Annotated in this window: 15 protein-coding genes and 1 pseudogene; 11 read left to right on the forward strand and 5 right to left on the reverse strand. The window is 72.2% G+C overall.

Features of this window, described 5'->3' with window-relative positions; all coding sequences use genetic code 11:
• Window positions 1-78 precede the first annotated feature (78 nt).
• Window positions 79-1,044, forward strand: a complete 966-nt coding sequence (locus ACWBNA_RS16265; protein WP_482705044.1) for a DUF5926 family protein — start codon at window positions 79-81, stop codon at window positions 1,042-1,044.
• Between the two features lie 21 nt (window positions 1,045-1,065).
• Window positions 1,066-1,206: pseudogene (locus ACWBNA_RS16270) on the forward strand (DUF5926 family protein); the annotation flags it as partial.
• Window positions 1,207-1,451: 245 nt separating this feature from the next.
• Here ACWBNA_RS16270 and ACWBNA_RS16275 read toward each other — a convergent pair.
• Complete coding sequence (locus tag ACWBNA_RS16275) at window positions 1,452-2,039, reverse strand: hypothetical protein (protein ID WP_482705045.1); 588 nt, start codon at window positions 2,037-2,039, stop codon at window positions 1,452-1,454.
• Between the two features lie 55 nt (window positions 2,040-2,094).
• Entirely contained in the window at window positions 2,095-2,760 is a 666-nt protein-coding gene (locus ACWBNA_RS16280) for a bifunctional DNA primase/polymerase (RefSeq protein ID WP_482705046.1), read from the reverse strand.
• A gap of 493 nt (window positions 2,761-3,253) precedes the next feature.
• On the opposite strand from ACWBNA_RS16280, the gene ACWBNA_RS16285 reads away from it, so the two are divergent.
• The 4 genes from ACWBNA_RS16285 (at window position 3,254) to ACWBNA_RS16300 (ending at window position 9,123) form a co-directional block, all read left to right on the forward strand.
• Complete coding sequence (locus ACWBNA_RS16285; protein ID WP_482705047.1) at window positions 3,254-4,777, forward strand: PP2C family protein-serine/threonine phosphatase; 1,524 nt, start codon at window positions 3,254-3,256, stop codon at window positions 4,775-4,777.
• A gap of 94 nt (window positions 4,778-4,871) precedes the next feature.
• Window positions 4,872-6,350: an aminopeptidase P family protein gene (locus ACWBNA_RS16290; protein ID WP_482705048.1), complete on the forward strand. Its 1,479-nt coding sequence runs from the start codon at window positions 4,872-4,874 to the stop codon at window positions 6,348-6,350.
• Between the two features lie 20 nt (window positions 6,351-6,370).
• The gene (gene pdxR, locus ACWBNA_RS16295; RefSeq protein ID WP_482705049.1) at window positions 6,371-7,753 is read left to right on the forward strand and encodes a MocR-like pyridoxine biosynthesis transcription factor PdxR; all 1,383 of its coding nucleotides are present in this window, start codon (window positions 6,371-6,373) and stop codon (window positions 7,751-7,753) included.
• A 113-nt stretch (window positions 7,754-7,866) separates the two neighbouring features.
• Complete coding sequence (locus tag ACWBNA_RS16300) at window positions 7,867-9,123, forward strand: MFS transporter (protein ID WP_482705050.1); 1,257 nt, start codon at window positions 7,867-7,869, stop codon at window positions 9,121-9,123.
• On the opposite strand, the gene ACWBNA_RS16305 is transcribed toward ACWBNA_RS16300, so the two are convergent.
• The 3 genes from ACWBNA_RS16305 to ACWBNA_RS16315 form a co-directional block, all read right to left on the reverse strand.
• A complete protein-coding gene (locus ACWBNA_RS16305; protein ID WP_482705051.1) occupies window positions 9,098-9,937 on the reverse strand; it encodes a triphosphoribosyl-dephospho-CoA synthase in 840 nt (279 codons plus the stop codon). The two genes, ACWBNA_RS16300 and ACWBNA_RS16305, sit on opposite strands and share 26 nt — an antisense overlap.
• A gap of 3 nt (window positions 9,938-9,940) precedes the next feature.
• Window positions 9,941-10,873: an intradiol ring-cleavage dioxygenase gene (locus ACWBNA_RS16310; RefSeq protein ID WP_482705052.1), complete on the reverse strand. Its 933-nt coding sequence runs from the start codon at window positions 10,871-10,873 to the stop codon at window positions 9,941-9,943.
• Between the two features lie 129 nt (window positions 10,874-11,002).
• Complete coding sequence (locus tag ACWBNA_RS16315) at window positions 11,003-11,458, reverse strand: ATP-binding protein (protein WP_482705053.1); 456 nt, start codon at window positions 11,456-11,458, stop codon at window positions 11,003-11,005.
• Window positions 11,459-11,689: 231 nt separating this feature from the next.
• On the opposite strand from ACWBNA_RS16315, the gene ACWBNA_RS16320 reads away from it, so the two are divergent.
• From ACWBNA_RS16320 to ACWBNA_RS16340, 5 genes are all read left to right on the forward strand, one after another.
• Complete coding sequence (locus ACWBNA_RS16320; RefSeq protein ID WP_482705054.1) at window positions 11,690-12,541, forward strand: hypothetical protein; 852 nt, start codon at window positions 11,690-11,692, stop codon at window positions 12,539-12,541.
• Between the two features lie 241 nt (window positions 12,542-12,782).
• Window positions 12,783-13,523: a YcnI family copper-binding membrane protein gene (locus tag ACWBNA_RS16325; RefSeq protein WP_482705055.1), complete on the forward strand. Its 741-nt coding sequence runs from the start codon at window positions 12,783-12,785 to the stop codon at window positions 13,521-13,523.
• 90 nt (window positions 13,524-13,613) lie between these two features.
• Window positions 13,614-14,267, forward strand: coding sequence for an SCO family protein (locus ACWBNA_RS16330; protein WP_482705056.1), 654 nt, complete (start codon window positions 13,614-13,616; stop codon window positions 14,265-14,267).
• The gene (locus ACWBNA_RS16335) at window positions 14,264-14,719 is read left to right on the forward strand and encodes a copper chaperone PCu(A)C (RefSeq protein WP_482705057.1); all 456 of its coding nucleotides are present in this window, start codon (window positions 14,264-14,266) and stop codon (window positions 14,717-14,719) included. Before ACWBNA_RS16330 ends, ACWBNA_RS16335 begins: the two co-directional genes overlap by 4 nt.
• Window positions 14,720-14,732: 13 nt before the next feature.
• Complete coding sequence (locus ACWBNA_RS16340; protein WP_482705058.1) at window positions 14,733-16,637, forward strand: copper resistance CopC/CopD family protein; 1,905 nt, start codon at window positions 14,733-14,735, stop codon at window positions 16,635-16,637.

Here is a 16,637-nt window from a genome sequence, read left to right on the forward strand (position 1 = left end):
ACAGGCACCGGTCGTTGAGTGCGCAAACGGCTAGGCTCGCGCCAGTACGAGACGAGCCGTAACCGGGAGACACCCACGATGGCCAAGAAGCGACCCCAGACGAAGGCCAAGCGGCCGCAGCTCAGCGACGGTGAGGTCCCGGTCGTCGGTGCCCGCGAGCCCTGCCCCTGTGGCAGCGGTCGCCGTTACAAGGCCTGCCACGGCCGGGCCGCCCAGCATGCCGTGACCGAACTGGTGCAGCGCCCCTTCGAGGGGCTGTCCGGCGAGTGCGACTGGGTGGCGCTGCGCGAGCTGGTGCCGGCCGCCACGGTCGGGCTGACCCTGAGGGGCGGCCTCCCCGAGGGCGTCCCGTCGGTCACGCTGGCCACGGTCCTGCCGATGGCCTGGCCGGCACTGCGCCGCGACGACGGCTCGGTCCTGCTCGGCCTGCAGAACGACACGGCGTCGGGCGACATCAGCCGCGACCTCGCCGACACCCTCCAGCGCGCGCTCACCGCGGCCCCGGGCACTCCGGTCCAGTCCCGCCGCGCCCCGGCGGACGGTCCGCGACTGCAGGAACTCCTCGACCCCGAAGGCGCGTTCGAGCCAGTTGTGCACCCGGGCTTCGAGTTCTGGGTCCCGGACGCGGAGAACGCCACGCCGGAGGTGACCGCCTCCCTGGAGCGGGCCAACGCCGCGGCCATCCCGACCGTGCGGCTGACCGGCGTGGACGCCGCCTACTGGTGCGAGACGCCGGACAAGAACCACCTGCGCTGGGTGATGCCGTACCCGGAGGAGCAGCTTCTGGACGCTCTCGCGCGGCTGCACGCGGCGGGCCGCTCGAGCCTCGGGGAGGGCACCCGTCTCGTGGGGTCCTTCCGTGCTCACGGGCTCACCGTGCCGGTCTGGGACCTGCCGAGCGCGGTCACCGCGGAGGACGTCGAGAAGCCGGCCGCCGAGTTCGCCGAGCGCCTTTCCGGCGCTCTGGCCACGGACGCACCGCTGACCGTGGACGAGCGCCGCGCGCGCGGCGGGCTGACCAACCGGCAGGTCACGCTGAGTTGACGTGGGACGTGGGGCGGGCCNGTCACCGCGGAGGACGTCGAGAAGCCGGCCGCCGAGTTCGCCGAGCGCCTTTCCGGCGCTCTGGCCACGGACGCACCGCTGACCGTGGACGAGCGCCGCGCGCGCGGCGGGCTGACCAACCGGCAGGTCACGCTGAGTTGACGTGGGACGTGCGGCTGACCGGTCGGTCAGCCGCACGGAGCCGCGCCGGAATCGGCGGCTCCGCTCACAACTCCCGTGCCTGACAAGCCAATCGGTGTCCGAATAGCCGAGCAAAAACAGAGATCGAATTTGCGAACAGCCGATCTCTTGTTACCGTTTCATTAGCCCGGTTGCTGGTGCATCCCCCGTCGCCAGCAACCGGGTCTTTTCATGCCCGCGTGCTCTTTACGCACCGGCGTCACGCGTCAACTGCCCGTAGTGGAACCGGAGTTGCTCCCGGACCGCAGCAGCAGTGGCCCGGTTCCAGCCCGCTCCGCGAACTCCGCTACCGCCGTGTAATCGTCCGGCTTACCCCGAGTGCGCTCCCGGGGTGTCTCACAGGTCTTCGGCTCGTCTCCCGCGCCCACCGCGCAGTGCATCCGCACGGTGCGTCCACCGGGCCCCATGAGGCTCAGTACGGAGTCCAGCGCGCCGCCGGTCGCATTGCGGTAGTAGGTCCGCGCCCACGTCTGCTCACCCTGCGTCAGCACACACGTCTGCGCCTCGATGCCGTCGGGGGAGGTGAGTTCGGGACCGCAGCGGGCGGCGGTGTCGAGACCGAGCCCGAGGGGCGGCGGGGAGCCGGCCTGCCGGGCGGAGGGGGCCTTGGCGTCGGCGGGTGGCGCGGAAGGACGTCCCGCGTCGGGTGCGGCAGGACGTACCGCGTCAGGTACGGAAGCGCCACGTACGGGCGAGCGCCCCTCGTCGCCCACCTGTCCCGCGGACGCCATGGCCAGCGGCAGCGCGACCGCGCATGCCACGACGCCCGCGAGGGCGAGCAGACGAAGGTTCATGAACCGGAACATAGCCAGTGGGGCAGGCGTCCGGTTCCGCCCGCGCCCGACACCCCTACAACTCGGGCGCGCTCACACCCGTACGAGTGAGGGCCTCGACCACCGCGTCCACCACGGCCTCCACGTCGGGCACCCACGGGGATGCCGAACCGGGCAGCGGCGCACGCTCCCAGCGGATCTCACCGTCGCCGGTCTCGGAGGGGGGCAGGGCCAGATAGCCACCCTCGCCGTGGAAGCGGAGGGAACCGGGGACGAAGTCCTTGGCGTACAGCAGTTCGCCCAACTGCTCCAGGGAGTAGGGCTTCACGAGCAGCGCCCACCGGGTGGGCGAGGCGACGACCGGGCCGAGGCGCATGCCCGTGCGGTCGAGCACCGCGAGTGCACGGGCGGCCGCGAGCGCCGGCAGGCTGACCGCGCAGGGCGCGTCGCCGCCGGTGGCCAGGACGATCGGCGCGGTGGGCCGGTTGCTCCACCACCAGCGCACCATGCGCTCGTCGGTGGTGGCCGCGAGGAGGCCGGGGTCGAAGGGGTGGGCACCGGGCACCGTGCACTCGGGGTCGGGGCAGCCGCAGCGGGCACGCCCCTGCGGGTCGGCCGCCACGCCCGGGAGTACGGGCCACTGCCATTTGGTCGCGAAGGTCAGGGCCGCGCTGATCAACTCAGGCCTTCCGTCGCTGCGCTGGGACAGGAGCCTGCGTCGCTTTCCGAGGATCTCGCGCATGAGCGCTCGTTCCTTTCCGTTGCACCGCTGGCAACACCGAGGACCACATCACACCATGTGTCGATCACTTCACTGTGCGTACCTGTTGGCGCATCACACCCCTGTCCGAGACAGGGGGAACCCCTATGGGCCGAACGTTGAGCTGCGTCCGCGGCAGCCTCGCCCACACTGCGGTCTATCAGAAGCGCGGGCCTGGCGTGGGGTGGCGAAGTCTGGCGTTTGCTGTCGCGCGTGGTTCTCTTCGCCTCCGCCGCGGGAGGATGGGGCTCGGTCGTCGGTGGCTAAGACGCCCGGGTCCGTCGCCAGGTTCCGGGTGATTCCGAACCACCCCTGGCCTTCTCCGAGTACGTACCCATCACGACCGCTGTGACGCTCTGTGGAGCAGGGCCAGTCGACCGCAATACGCCGTTACCCGAGTCAGTTTTAGGCCAACTTTGCCTTTTGGCAAGTGCTGCACTGATGACCCACGGACACCAGGAATCCCGGCAGGACAATGCTGGACATCCCCTCACGAGTGCGTGTACATGTGGAGACACTGCTAGCGGCGCAGAATCACATGGGGGTTTGCGATGCTTTTGAGCAATACGCACCGGCCGGAAAGCCGGACGCCATGAACGCCCCTCACCCTCCGAAAGTGGCTGGAATCGATTCAACGGTTCCCTCGCCAGCCCACACTGTCGCGCCCGCGCCTGCCGTCTCGGGTACCTCGGCAGTTCTCTCACCAAACGCGCCGGGCGCGCTGCTTCAGGACCGGCTCGCCGGCTGGGTCTCCGACCTCACGACCCTGCACGAACTCACCGAACGGCTGGCCCGCACCGACGCGCTGTCCGACGCCCTGCAGGAACTGCTGCAGGCGGGAGCCGCCCTGGTGGGCGCCCGCCGCGGACTCGTCGTGCTGGAACCGGGCGACGGACTCGGCCCCGACACCACCATCGGCCTGGGCCTCGCCCGCGCCGACCTCGGTCACATCGAGACCGTGCCGCGCAGCTCCCTGTCGTACGGCCGCATCCTCGACGGACTGCCCGGCGGTGACGGCGAGATCGCCCAGCCCGACCTCTTCGCGGAGGACGGACTCGACCCGCGGCACCGCGAAGTCGCCGCCCGCCTCGGTTACGCCGCGAGCTACGCGCTGCCCCTGACCGCGGACGCGTACCACGAGAGGGCCGGCCGGCTCGGCGCCGCCGTGTGGCTCTACGACGAGCCCGCGGAGCCCGCCGAGCGGCAGCGCCACCTGGTCGGCCTGTACGCGCGCTACGCCGGCGAGCACCTGGCCCGGCTCCTGGAGGTCGAGCGCACCCGCGCGTGCATGGCCACGATCGCTGAGGAACTGCTGCCGTCCCGGCTCCCCCGCGTCGCCGGGGTACGGCTCGCCGCCCGGCACCGCACCGGCCCGCACGGCGGCGGCGACTGGTACGACGCGCTGCCGCTGCCGGACGCCGCGCTCGGCCTCGCCGTGGGCTCGGTGACGGGTTCCGGGCCCAGCGCGATCGCCGCGATGGGACGGCTGAGAGCCTCCCTGCGGGCGTACGCCGTGATGGAGGGCGAGGACCCGGTCGCCGTCCTGTCCGACCTGGAGCTGCTGCTCAGGCTCACCGAGCCGGCCCGCTCCGCCACCGCCCTGTTCGCCTACTGCGAGCCCGCGCTGCGCAAGATCACGCTGGCCGGTGCCGGGCACTGCCCGCCGTTGCTGGTCGGCGAGCGGCGCACCGAGTTCGTGGAGACCTCCGTGTCCGCGCCGCTCGGGATGCTCACCTGCTGGGAAGCGCCGAGTGTGGAGCTCGAGGCAGAGGCGGGCGAGACGGTTCTGCTCTACACCGACGGGCTGCTGCACCGCACCGGCGACCCCACCGACCGCTCCTTCGCCCGGCTGCACGCGGCGGCGGCCGGCGTGCCCAGGGCACTGCGCCGCGACCCCGAGGCGATCGTCGACCACGTGCTGCGGACCGTGCTGCCGGACGGGCGGGACGAGGCGGACTCCGAGGAGGACGTGGTCCTGCTCGCCGCTCACTTCGAGTAGCCGGCGGTGAAGCTGTCGGTAACAGGTCCTCCGCCCCTGGGCCCCCTTCCGTACGACCGTACGATGGAGGGGGTCCAGTGCCGTATCGAGGAGGATGACCGTGGCCGACGAGCTCACCCCGGAGACCCCGGAGACCCCGGAGTCCGAAGAGCCGATCAAGCAGCGGAAGAACGGCCTGTACCCGGGCGTCTCCGACGAGCTGGCCGAGAACATGAAGTCCGGCTGGGCCGACACGGAGCTGCGTGACCTGGAGCCGATCGCCCAGGCCGCCGAGACCGCCGCCCGCCGAGCCGCCCTCTCCGCGCGCTTCCCCGGCGACCGCCTGGTGATCCCCGCGGGCAACCTGAAGACCCGCTCCAACGACACCGAGTACGCCTTCCGGGCCTCGGTCGAGTACGCCTACCTCACGGGCAACCAGACGGAGGACGGCGTCCTCGTCATGGAGCCCGTCGCCGGCGGCCACAAGGCGACGATCTACCTCCTGCCGCGCTCCGACCGCGAGAACGGCGAGTTCTGGCTCTCCGGCCACGGCGAGCTGTGGGTCGGCCGCCGCCACTCCCTCACCGAAGCCGAGAAGTTGTACGGCATCCCCGCCGCCGACGTGCGCGAGCTGGCCGACCGGCTGCGCGAGGCCACCGGTCCGGTGCGGGTCGTGCGCGGGTACGACGCCGGTATCGAGGCCGCGCTGACCGACAAGGTCACCGCCGAGCGCGACGCCGAGCTGCGGGTCTTCCTCTCCGAGGCGCGGCTGGTCAAGGACGAGTTCGAGATCGGCGAACTGCAGAAGGCGGTCGACTCGACCGTTCGCGGCTTCGAGGACGTCGTACGCGTTCTGGACAGGGCCGAAGCCACCTCCGAGCGGTACATCGAGGGCACGTTCTTCCTCCGCGCGCGCGTGGAGGGCAACGACATCGGCTACGGCACCATCGCCGCGGCCGGTCCGCACGCCTGCACGCTGCACTGGGTGCGTAACGACGGGCCGGTGCGCTCCGGTGACCTGCTGCTGCTCGACGCGGGCGTCGAGACGCACACGTACTACACCGCCGACGTCACGCGCACGCTGCCCGTCAACGGCCGGTTCAGCGAGATCCAGAAGCAGATCTACGACGCCGTGTACGACGCCCAGGAGGCCGGCATCGCGGCGGTGCAGCCCGGCGGGAAGTACCGGGACTTCCACGACGCGGCGCAGCGGGTGCTGACCGAGCGGCTCGTGGAGTGGGGGCTGGTCGAGGGGCCGGTCGAGCGGGTGCTGGAGCTGGGACTGCAGCGCCGGTGGACGCTGCACGGCACCGGGCACATGCTCGGCATGGACGTCCATGACTGCGCTGCCGCGCGCGTGGAGTCGTACGTCGACGGCACGCTGGAGCCGGGGATGGTGCTCACCGTCGAACCCGGTCTGTACTTCCAGGCCGATGACCTGACGGTACCCGAGGAGTACCGGGGGATCGGTGTGCGGATCGAGGACGACATCCTGGTGACGGAGAACGGCAACCGGAACCTGTCCGCCGGGCTGCCTCGCCGGTCGGATGAGGTCGAGGCGTGGATGGCGGCCCTCAAGGGAGCAGAGAGCTGATTTTCGGCTGCGGGTAGTTCGTGGCCGGTCGCGCAGCCCGCGCCCCTGGCGGCATCGGTGTGGACCTGCATCTGGAAGCCGACGCCACTGAAGGGCGTCGCGCCGGGCTGGAGCGTGCCCTGCGTGATGCCGTGCGGGACGGGCGGCTGGCGCCCGGGGCGCGGTTGCCTGCCACCCGGCGGCTCGCCGGTGAGCTGGGGGTCTCCCGGGGCACCGTGAAGGCGGCGTACGACCAGCTCGTCGCCGAGGGGTACCTGACCGCTCGGCAGGGGTCGGGTACCCGGGTGGCCCCGCTGCCCTCCGTCGACGCCGCACCGCCTCAGGCCGCCGCACGCACGCGTGTGCCGCGTTTCGATCTGCGGCCGGGGAGTCCGGACGTGGGGACGTTTCCGGCGGCGGCCTGGCTGCGGGCGCTGCGGCGCGCCATCGCGACGGCGCCTTCGCGGGCGTACGACTACGGCGATCCGCGCGGGCGGATCGAGCTGCGGACGGCGCTGTCGGGGTACCTGGGGCGGGCGCGCGGGGTGATCGCGCCGCCGGAGCGGATCGTGGTCACCTCGGGGTACGTGCAGGGGCTTTCGCTGCTCACGCGGGTGCTGGAGGGCGTCTCCATCGCCATGGAGGATCCCGGGCTGCCCTTCCACCGGGAGGTCGTGCGGCGGGGCGGCGGGCGGGTGGTGCCGGTGCGGGTGGACGAACGGGGCGTCCTGGTCCAGGACTTGGGAGACGCCTCGGCCGTCGTGGTCACGCCCGCGCACCAGTACCCGACCGGGGTGACCCTGCATCCGCAGCGGCGGCGCGCGCTGACCGACTGGGCACGCGCGCGTGGAGGACTGATCGTCGAGGACGACTACGACGGGGAGTTCCGCTACGACCGGCAGCCCGTCGGCGCGCTCCAGGGGATGGCTCCCGGACACGTGGCGTACCTGGGCACCGCCTCCAAGACGCTCGGGCCGGCGCTGCGGCTCGGGTGGATGGTGCTGCCGCCCGACCTGGTCGACGCGGTCGCCGACGCCAAACTGCACAGCGACCATCACACCGAGTCCATCGGGCAGTTGGCGCTGGCCGAGCTGATCGAGAGCCACGCCTACGACCGTCACGTGCGCGCGTGCCGGTTGCGGTACCGGCGGCGCCGGGACCAGCTCCTGGACCGGCTGGGGGCGCGTCGGCGGGTACGCGGGATCGCGGCCGGGCTGCACGCGCTGGTGGAGGTCGACGACGAGGCGGCGGCTCTGGCGCGCGCGGAGGCGGAGGGGCTCGCCGTGGGGCACCTCGGGGAGCACTGGCACACGCCGGGCGTCGAGGGGCGGACGCAGGGGCTGGTCGTGGGATACGGGACGCCTCGGGAGCGGGTGTATCCGGAGGCGCTCGGCGCGCTGGGGAACGTGCTGGACGCGGACTGAGGAAGTTTCTGGACGCGGACTGAGCCCGCCGCTCGGCAGCCTTTGATTGGGCCACTGAAAGGCCTGCCTATTGGGCCTGCTCAGGGGTCCACCGCGCTTCTAGTGTCGCCTGCATGACGAACTCGCTCGTCCCGCCCGCGGGGCCGCAACGCGTCCTGGCCCTGGCCCAGTTGACCAACTCAGTCGGTGACGGCGCCTACTACGTGACGTCGGCGCTCTACTTCACCCACGTCGTCGATCTCGCCCCCGCGCGCGTGGGGCTCGGGCTGACGGTCGCCTGGGCGGTCGGCTCGCTGGTGGGGGTGCCGCTCGGGCGGCTCGCGGACCGGCGCGGGGCCCGCGGTACGGCCGTGCTGCTGGCGCTGGCGACCGGGCTGGCGGTGGCGTCCTTCCTGGTCGTCCGGGACTTCGTGCCGTTCGTCGTGGCGGCCTGCGCCTACGCCTCCGCCCAGTCGGGACTCGCCGCCGCCCGGCAGGCGCTGCTCGCGGGGCTGGTGCCGGCCGGAGAGCGGACCGGGCTGCTCGCGCACCTCCAGTCGACGCTGAACGCCGGTCTGGCGGTGGGCGCGGGCGTGGGCGGGCTCGCGCTGCACGCCGGGACGCGGGCGGCGTACCTCGGGGTGTTCGCGTTGGACGCGGTGAGCTTCGTGGTGTGTGCGGGGCTGTTGCTGCGGTTGCCTTCGGTGGCGCCGGTCAACCAGGGCGGTGGCCGCCCGAGCGGCCTGGAAGGCGGACGGAAGCGCCGCGATCTCGGAGTGCTGCGTGACCGTCCGTACGCCCTCCTCACGCTCCTCAACACGGTGCTCCTGCTGCGCATGCCGTTGCTCAGCCTCGGGCTGCCGCTGTGGATCGCGGAGCGCACGGACGCTCCCACCTGGCTGGTCTCCGCGCTGTTCGTGCTCAACACCGGGGCGGTGATGGTGTTCCAGGTGCGGATGGCGCGCGGGGTCACCGGCGTCGCGTCGGCCACGCGCGCGGTGCGGCGGTCGGGGTGGGTGATGCTGGCGGCGTGCGCGGTCTTCGCGCTGTCGGCGGGCGCGCCGCCGTGGGTGGCGGTTGCCGCGCTGGTCGTCGGTGCCGTGTTGCAAGTGGGCGCCGAGATGGGGCAGTCGGCCGGTTCCTGGCAGCTGTCCTTCGAGCTGGCCCCGCCCGACCGCGTCGGCGAGTACCAGGGCTTCTTCGGGACCGGCGTGACCGTGGCCCGGACCCTGGGCCCGCTGGTGCTGACCTCGCTGCTGCTCGGGTGGGGGACGGCGGGGTGGCTGCTGCTCGGGGGAGCGACGCTCGTGGCGTCGTACGCGATGGGCCCGGCGACCCGCCGGGCCCATGCCTCCCGGCCGGACGTCAGGCCGTCCGCGCCGGTGAACTGACCCTCACCGGCAGCGAGTCCAGGAACAGCGCCCCCGCCAGCAGTCCCGCACTCCCCCTCGGACTCCACGCGCGCGCGTGCAGGTCGGCGTCGAGGGCGCACAGGGCTTCGCGGCCCGCCTCCGTCGCCGTGCCGCCCGCGTCCAGGACCCCGCGGGCGCCCGCCTGGACGTGCCGCAGGCCCACCGGGCCCGCGGTGTACAGGAGTTCGGTGTCCTGGAGGGTGGACATCACGGTGAGCAGGGCGTCGAGGCGGGCCTCGTCCTCGCCGGCGCCGGCCGAGCGGGCGGCGGCCAGGGCGTCCAACGCCCGCCGAACGTGCGGGAATCCGGCCCGGGCCTCGCCGCGCGCCCCGGCGGCGCCGTACTTCGCCGAGATCGACGAGCCGCGCGAGGGCCGTCGCGGGGCCCGGCGGTCGGGGTGCGCGGCGATCCGCTTGGCGGTCGCGGCCACCTCCTGCGCCCCGGCACGGGGGTCGAGGGCGGCCGCGGCGACCAGCAGGCCGAGCGCCCACAGGGCACCGCGGTGGCCACCGCCGGCGAGGCCCACCGAGTGCTCGGTGCAACGGCCGATCGCACCCAGTTCGGTACGGAGCCGGGGTGTGGGCTCGCCCGTGCGGCGGGCCGCGGCGGCCATCGCCGCGAGGCCGGGCGCGAGCGCCTTGGCGGACCAGCGCAGGGCGCGGTGGTCCACCCGGGTCCTGCGGGCGCCCAGGTCACGGGGGTCGGGCAGGCCGGGCTTGGGGGCGAGCGCCAGCTGCCCGGTCAGCGCGTCCACGGCGGCCTGGGCCAGCGCGTCGTCCTCGCGGCTGTTCACGCGTTACGAGGACGCCGTGGCCGACGGGGAGGCACCGTCGCCGGGCGGGGTGCCCGTCGGGGCGTCGTCCGGAGGCGTACCGCCACCGCCGCCGCCCGCGCCGGTGTTCTCGGCGTCGGGGTCGACACCGAGGGTGAGGGAGCCCTTGTAGCCCTTGGACGGGTCGCTCTTGTGCACGGCCTTGAGGGTGAGCAGGCCGCTGGACGCGCCGCCGCCGTCGTAGACCATGTCGTCGGCGAGCTCGGTGTAGGTGCCGGAGTGCTTCGCGTACGGCTCCAGCGTGAAGATCTCCTCGGCGATCTCGTCGGCGAAGAACAGCTGGCCGGTGTAGTTGACCTTGCCGCCCTCGTAGGTGCCGTCCTCCTTCTGGCCGCCCGTGTGCACCTTGAGGTGGATGTGGCAGGTGCGCGGGGTGTACCAGCCCGGGAAGATCGTCTCGAACTTGACGACCCCGTTGGCGTTGGCGATCTGGTAGCCGCGCAGGTAGGTGTCGTCGTCGGCGGTCGAGCCGTCCTCGCTCTCGGCGGGCGCGGAGCCGCCGGGGTTGGCGGTGGTGTAGCCGGAGTAGTAGCCCCAGGCGTCGCAGTGCCAGATCTCGACGGCCGCGCCGGGCACCGGGGTGCAGCCGTCGGTGGCGTCCACGACGGTGAGGCGCAGGGTCAGCGGGACACCGCTCTTGCCCTCGGTGATGTCCTTCCGCACCAGGGCGCCGTCCAGGTAGTACGGCCCCTCGGTGACGCTGGACATCAGGGTCATGCACGCGCTGCTGGTGGAGGTCGCCGAGGCGGTGGCGGTGGCCTCGGCGGTGCTCGTCGCGTCGTCGGCGAAGGCCGACTGGTACCCGGCCACGGCGAGAGTGCCGGCCGCGACCGTGCCACCGGTCACCACGAGGGCGCGGCGCCGGGTGATGGAGGTGTCTTTGTGGTTTCCCGTCATGTCCATGAACGTAGGAACGACGTCCGTCAGGAACCTGAGCCGACGCTGTGCGCAGGCTGAGAATGCGTGTCGCGCGTCTTCAGGCAGGTCCGGGCGGTTGGGGCCAATGCCCCACCGCGCCACTGCGCGCTAGACCGCCATCAGCGGTGCGTCCTTCTTCCACTTCAGGATCTTGTCGAAGCTCACCACCGCGCCCCGCCGGCCGGGCTTGTTGCCGATGTGGACGTGGTCGGCGAGTTCCTCGATGAGACACAGACCGCGGCCGTTCTCGTCCTCCACCGGCACCGGGCGGGCCGACGGGCGGGGCCGGGTGGCGGAGAAGCCGGGGCCCGAGTCGGCGACCTCGATACGGCACTTCTCGCCGTCGAGGTAGGCGGTGACGCGGTACGCCTGCGAGGGACCCTCGTGCCCGCCGTCCCCGCCGTGTTCCACGGCGTTCGCGCAGGCCTCGCTGAGCGCCAGGGAGAGGTCGTAGGAGATGTCGGGATCGACACCCGCCGTCTCCATGGTGCCGAGCAGCAGCCGCCGGGCGAGCGGAACGCTCGCGGCCTCGCGGCGCAGATGGAGTGACCACCAGATGCTCATGCTCCAGCCTCCAGGCCGCGGCTCGACATACCGTTACGTATTGCCGCGAGTGCACCGGTGTAAGCACACAGTTGACGTGATGCCGCCCATATGGGGGATGTGCCGACGACGGCCATCGGTGTATGTGGGGCGCCTTGTGGCAGAACGTGACCTTCCGGCCGTACACCGCGTACGTCATCTTGTGGACCTGCCGTATGGCGGTCATCAGGCCAGTGCGATGATGAGCCCGCCATGACTGCCCCCCACCCACGTACGGCGCGTGCCGGAGGCGACCTCCGGGTGCTGCGGGCCGCGGTGTTCGCCGCGGTCTGTGTCGTGCTGGCCGCGGCCGGACACGCCCTCGCCTCCTGCGCCACGGTTCCGCTGTGGACACTGGGCGCGGGTTTCCTGGGGGCCGTCCTGGTCGTGGCACCGCTCACCGGACGCGAGCGGTCGCTGCCGGGCATAGCCGCGCTGCTCGCGGTCGGACAGACCGTGCTGCACGTGCTGTTCGGGCTGGGGCAGCACGGGACGACGGCCGCCGCGGCGGCGGGTACGGCCACGACGGCCTCGTCGGTGTCCGACGCCTCCCTGGTCGAGCAGGCCGCACGGCTCGTCTGCGGGACCACCGCGGCGGCGATCAGCCCCGCGCAGGCCCACAAGATCCTCGTCGACGCCCGGCTCTACCCGGGCGCGGGCGCTCCTACGGCTACGACGACGCACCACCCTGCGGACGCCTTGTCCACCGCGGCGGGGTCCACCATGTCGCTGCTGCCGTCGCTGCCGATGCTGCTCGGCCACGTCCTCGCGGGCCTGGCCGCGGGATGGCTGTTGCGCCGGGGGGACATGGCCCTGTCGCGGCTCGTCGAGATGTCCGCACCGTCGGCGCAGTCGGTCGCCGAGGGGGCACTCGTCCGGTCCCTGCGCGGGGCGCTCGCGCTGGTACGCGCCCTGCGTGCCGGACTGCCGGGCGCGCCCGAGGCCGGTCCGCGCATCCCGCCCACCGCCCTGCTCGCGCCGCCCGCCCCCCGCACCACCGCACTCCAGCACACGCTGATCCGGCGGGGCCCTCCGGCCGCCGACGCGCTCTTCCTCGCCGCCTGACGCGACGCGCCCCGTGCTCCGCCTCCTTTTGAGGACCCCTCTTTGAGGGCTCCTTTCCGAGGGCTCCTTTTTGAGGACTCCTCTCCTGAGGACCGTGGGGAGGGCCGCCGTCGTGCGGCACGCGCGTGTACCCGTGCTTGCGAGCGTCCGCCCTTCGACGGGTGATCGCTGACGCACGCGCCCGCGTACCCCTCTTCATCACCGGAAACCCCGGAAAACCTCTCGGAGTGGAGTGCTCCCCATGAAGGCCTCTCGCCTCGCCGCCGTCGGCGCCGTCGCCGCCTCTGCCGTCGTCGTCCTGTCCTCGCCCGCGTTCGCGCACGTCAGCGTGCAGCCCGAGGGCACCGCCGCCAAGGGTGGTTACGCGGTCGTCGACTTCAAGGTCCCCAACGAGCGCGACGACGCCTCGACCACCAAGCTCGAGGTCAACTTCCCGACCGACCACCCGCTCGCCTCCGTGATGCCGGAGCCGATGGCCGGCTGGGACATCAAGGTCACCAGGTCCAAGCTCGACAAGCCCGTCGAACTGCACGGCAAGCAGATCACCGAGGCCGTCACCAAGGTCACGTGGACCGCCGACGGCAAGGGCATCGAGCCCGGCTACTTCGAGAAGTTCCCCGTCTCCGTCGGCGCACTGCCCGAGGACGCCGACGAGCTGGTCTTCAAGGCGATCCAGACGTATTCCAACAAGGAGGTCGTCCGCTGGATCGAGGAGCAGCAGGAGGGGGCGGAGGAGCCCGAGAACCCGGCGCCCGTGCTGGCGCTGTCCGCCGCCGCCGAGGACGGGCACGCGCACGGCTCCGCGGCCACCGACGACGCGACCGAGGAAGCCTCCGACGCCGAGGCCGCCGCCGCGGATACCGCGGCCTCCACCGACAGCAGCGACACGACCGCCCGCGTCCTGGGCGTGGTCGGCATCGTCATCGGCGTGGTCGGCGTGGCGTACGGCGTGCTCGCCGGGCGCCGGCGCACCGACGCCTGAGGTCCACCCGTCCGGCCCGGTACCGGGGTTCGCACGGCTCCTGTGCGACCCCGGTGCCGTCCGGCACCATCACATCTGGGACATTTTTCTATGCGCAAGAAGACGTTCGCCGCGGCCGCACTGCTCGCCGCCGCCAGCCTGACCCTCTCCGCGTGCGGCAGCGGTGACGACAGTGGCTCGCCGGTCTCCGTCGTCTCGGAGGAGGCGGGCGCGGACAAGGCCGCCACCGTCCTCGACCAGCCGTTCGAGAAGCCGGACCTGGTCCTCACCGACACCCGGGGCAAGTCGTACGACCTCCGCAAGGAGACCGCGGGCAGGCCGACCCTCATCTACTTCGGCTACACGCACTGCCCCGACATCTGCCCGCTGACGATGAACAACATCGCCGTCGCCAAGAAGTCACTGCCCAAGTCCGAACAGGACGAGCTGCGCGTCGTGTTCGTCACCACCGACCCGGACCGGGACACCCCCGCCGAGCTCGGCAAGTGGCTCAAGGGCATCGACACCCAGTTCGTCGGCCTGACCGGCGACTTCCCCACCATCCAGGCCGGCGCCCGCACCCTCGGCATCTCCATCGAGCCGACGCACAAGGACAAGAACGGCAAGGCCGTCTCCGTGCACGGCACCCAGGTCGTCGCCTTCTCCCCGAAGACCGACGCCGGATACGTGCTCTACGGCGAGGACGCCACGGTCGACGACTACACCAAGGACCTCCCCAAGCTCGTGAAGGGCGAGAAGCCGTGAGGCCCCTCACCGTGCCCGCCGCGATGCTGACCGGTGCCCTGGTCCTGGCCGGCTGCGGCTCGGACTCCGGCTCCGACACCGGGGGCGACGTCTCCGTGTCCGGCGCCTACATGCCGCAGCCGGTCTCCGCCGACATGGCGGCCGGCTATCTGACGATCGTCAACGACAGCGGTACGAAGGCCGAGCTGACCTCGGTGACCAGTGACATCGGCGAGGTCACCATGCACAGGACGGTCGGGGGCGCGATGGAGGAGATCACCCGGTTCTCCATCCCCGCCCATGGTCAACTCGCGTTCAAAAGCGGTGACAACCATCTGATGTTCGACAAGCTGAAGCACAAGCCCGAACAGGGCCAGACGGTCTCCGTCGAACTGCACTTCGCCAAGTCCGACCCGGTCGTCGTCGAGATGCCGGTCAAGTCGGCGACGTACATCCCGAAAACCGGACACTGACGGAGGGATCACCTTGACGCCGACCATCACTCCTCGCGTCCGGACCCTGGTGCTGCTGCTCCTGGCCGCGGCCGGGCTGCTCCTGGCCGGGGCGGCCCCGGCCTCCGCGCACGCCGCGCTGACCGGCAGCGACCCGCGGCAGGGTGTGGTGGTCGACAAGGCACCCACCCAGGTCTCCCTGACCTTCTCCGAGCAGGTCTCGACGTCCGCCGACTCGCTGCGCGTGCTCGACCCCAAGGGCAAGCCCGTCCAGCGCGGCAAGCCCTCCAACGTGAGCGGCACGACGTACGCCGTCCAGCTGCTCAGCGGCCTGCCCGACGGCACCTACACCGTCACCTACCAGGTCGTGTCCGCGGACAGCCATCCCGTCGCCGGTGCCTTCACCTTCTCCGTCGGCGCCCCCTCGTCGACCTCCGTCTCGGTGTCCGGTGAGACCGCGGGCGGCGGGGTCGTCGGCTGGCTGTACGGATTCGGGCGCTACCTGTCGTACGCCGGGTTCGTCGTCCTGGTCGGCGGGGCGGCCTTCGTCCTGGCCTGCTGGCAGCCCGGCTCCGGCGTACGGGCCGTACAGCGGCTCGTCGTCTCCGGCTGGCTCACGCTCACCGCGGCCACGCTCGCGCTGCTGCTTCTGCGCGGCTCCTACACCGGCTCCGGCAAGGTCGGCGACATCTTCGACCTCGACCTGCTCGGCCAGGTGCTCCAGACCAAGACGGGCGCGGCACTGGTGTCCCGGCTGCTGCTGCTCGCCGCGGCCGCGCTGTTCATCGCGGTGCTCTTCGGGGCGTACGACAAGCGCGAGGAGGACGAGAAGCGGGACCTGACCTTCGGGCTCGCCATCGGCGGGACCGTGGTCGCCGCCGGGATCGCCGCGAGCTGGGCGATGTCCGAGCACGCCTCGGTGGGACTCCAGTCCGGGATCGCGATGCCGGTCGACGTCGTCCACCTGCTGGCGGTCGCGGCCTGGCTCGGCGGCCTCACCGCCCTCCTCGTCGCGCTGTACCGGGCACCCGCGGACACGCCCGTCGACACGGCCGCCGTACGGCGTTTCTCGACCGTCGCCTTCGGCAGCGTCGTCGCCCTGGTCCTGACCGGGACCTACCAGTCCTGGCGCCAGCTCGGCTCCTGGTCGGCGTTCACCGACACCCGGTACGGACAGCTGCTGCTCGTCAAGATCGGGCTCGTGGCCCTCCTCGTCGGCGTCGCGTACATCTCGCGGCGGTGGACGGCACAGCTGGCGGACGCCGCGGTCCGGCGCAGCAGTCAGGCGCCCGAGAAGGAGCGGGTCACCGCCGGCGCCGGGGACACCAAGGGCGGCGCCGGGGCGGCCGAGGACGCCGGTGACTCCAAGCGTGCCGCGCAGCTCGCCCGGCAGCGGGCCGCGATGGACACGGCACGGCAGAAGCGGGAACGGGACGCCGACCCGCACCGGTTCGGGCTGCGCCGCTCGGTGCTCGCCGAGGCCGGTGTCGCCGTCGTCCTGCTTGCCGTCACCACCGTGCTGACACAGACCGAACCCGGGCGTACGGAGGAGGCGGCCAAGGCGGCCACGTCCTCCTCCTCGTCCACCTCCTCGTCCGGGGCGGTCACCCTGGACATGTCGTTCGACACCGGCGGCGAGGACGGCAAGGGCGTCATACGTATCGATCTCGACCCCGCGCGCGTGGGCGCCAACGAGATGCACGTCTATGTGGAGCGGCCCAACGGGCGTGCCTTCGACGTCCCGGAGGTGAAGGTCGCCTTCACCCTGAAGGCCAAAAACATCGGCCCCCTGCCCGTCGTCCCCGACCACATCACCACCGGGCACTGGGCGGCGAACGGAGTGCAGATCCCCATGGCGGGCGACTGGGAGGTCGCGGTGACCGTGCGGACCTCCGACATCGACCAGACGACCGTCTCCAAGAACACGCAGATCGGCTGA

This window comes from Streptomyces sp. Q2 (assembly GCF_056820935.1).

Coding starts and splice junctions, on each gene's coding strand:
- ACWBNA_RS16265 (WP_482705044.1), top strand. CDS start 79: ATGGCCAAGAAGCGACCCCAGACGAAGGCCAAGCGGCCGCAGCTCAGC.
- ACWBNA_RS16275 (WP_482705045.1), bottom strand. CDS start 2,039: ATGAACCTTCGTCTGCTCGCCCTCGCGGGCGTCGTGGCATGCGCGGTC.
- ACWBNA_RS16280 (WP_482705046.1), bottom strand. CDS start 2,760: ATGCGCGAGATCCTCGGAAAGCGACGCAGGCTCCTGTCCCAGCGCAGC.
- ACWBNA_RS16285 (WP_482705047.1), top strand. CDS start 3,254: ATGCTGGACATCCCCTCACGAGTGCGTGTACATGTGGAGACACTGCTA.
- ACWBNA_RS16290 (WP_482705048.1), top strand. CDS start 4,872: ATGACCGTGGCCGACGAGCTCACCCCGGAGACCCCGGAGACCCCGGAG.
- ACWBNA_RS16300 (WP_482705050.1), top strand. CDS start 7,867: ATGACGAACTCGCTCGTCCCGCCCGCGGGGCCGCAACGCGTCCTGGCC.
- ACWBNA_RS16310 (WP_482705052.1), bottom strand. CDS start 10,873: ATGACGGGAAACCACAAAGACACCTCCATCACCCGGCGCCGCGCCCTC.
- ACWBNA_RS16315 (WP_482705053.1), bottom strand. CDS start 11,458: ATGAGCATCTGGTGGTCACTCCATCTGCGCCGCGAGGCCGCGAGCGTT.
- ACWBNA_RS16320 (WP_482705054.1), top strand. CDS start 11,690: ATGACTGCCCCCCACCCACGTACGGCGCGTGCCGGAGGCGACCTCCGG.
- ACWBNA_RS16325 (WP_482705055.1), top strand. CDS start 12,783: ATGAAGGCCTCTCGCCTCGCCGCCGTCGGCGCCGTCGCCGCCTCTGCC.
- ACWBNA_RS16330 (WP_482705056.1), top strand. CDS start 13,614: ATGCGCAAGAAGACGTTCGCCGCGGCCGCACTGCTCGCCGCCGCCAGC.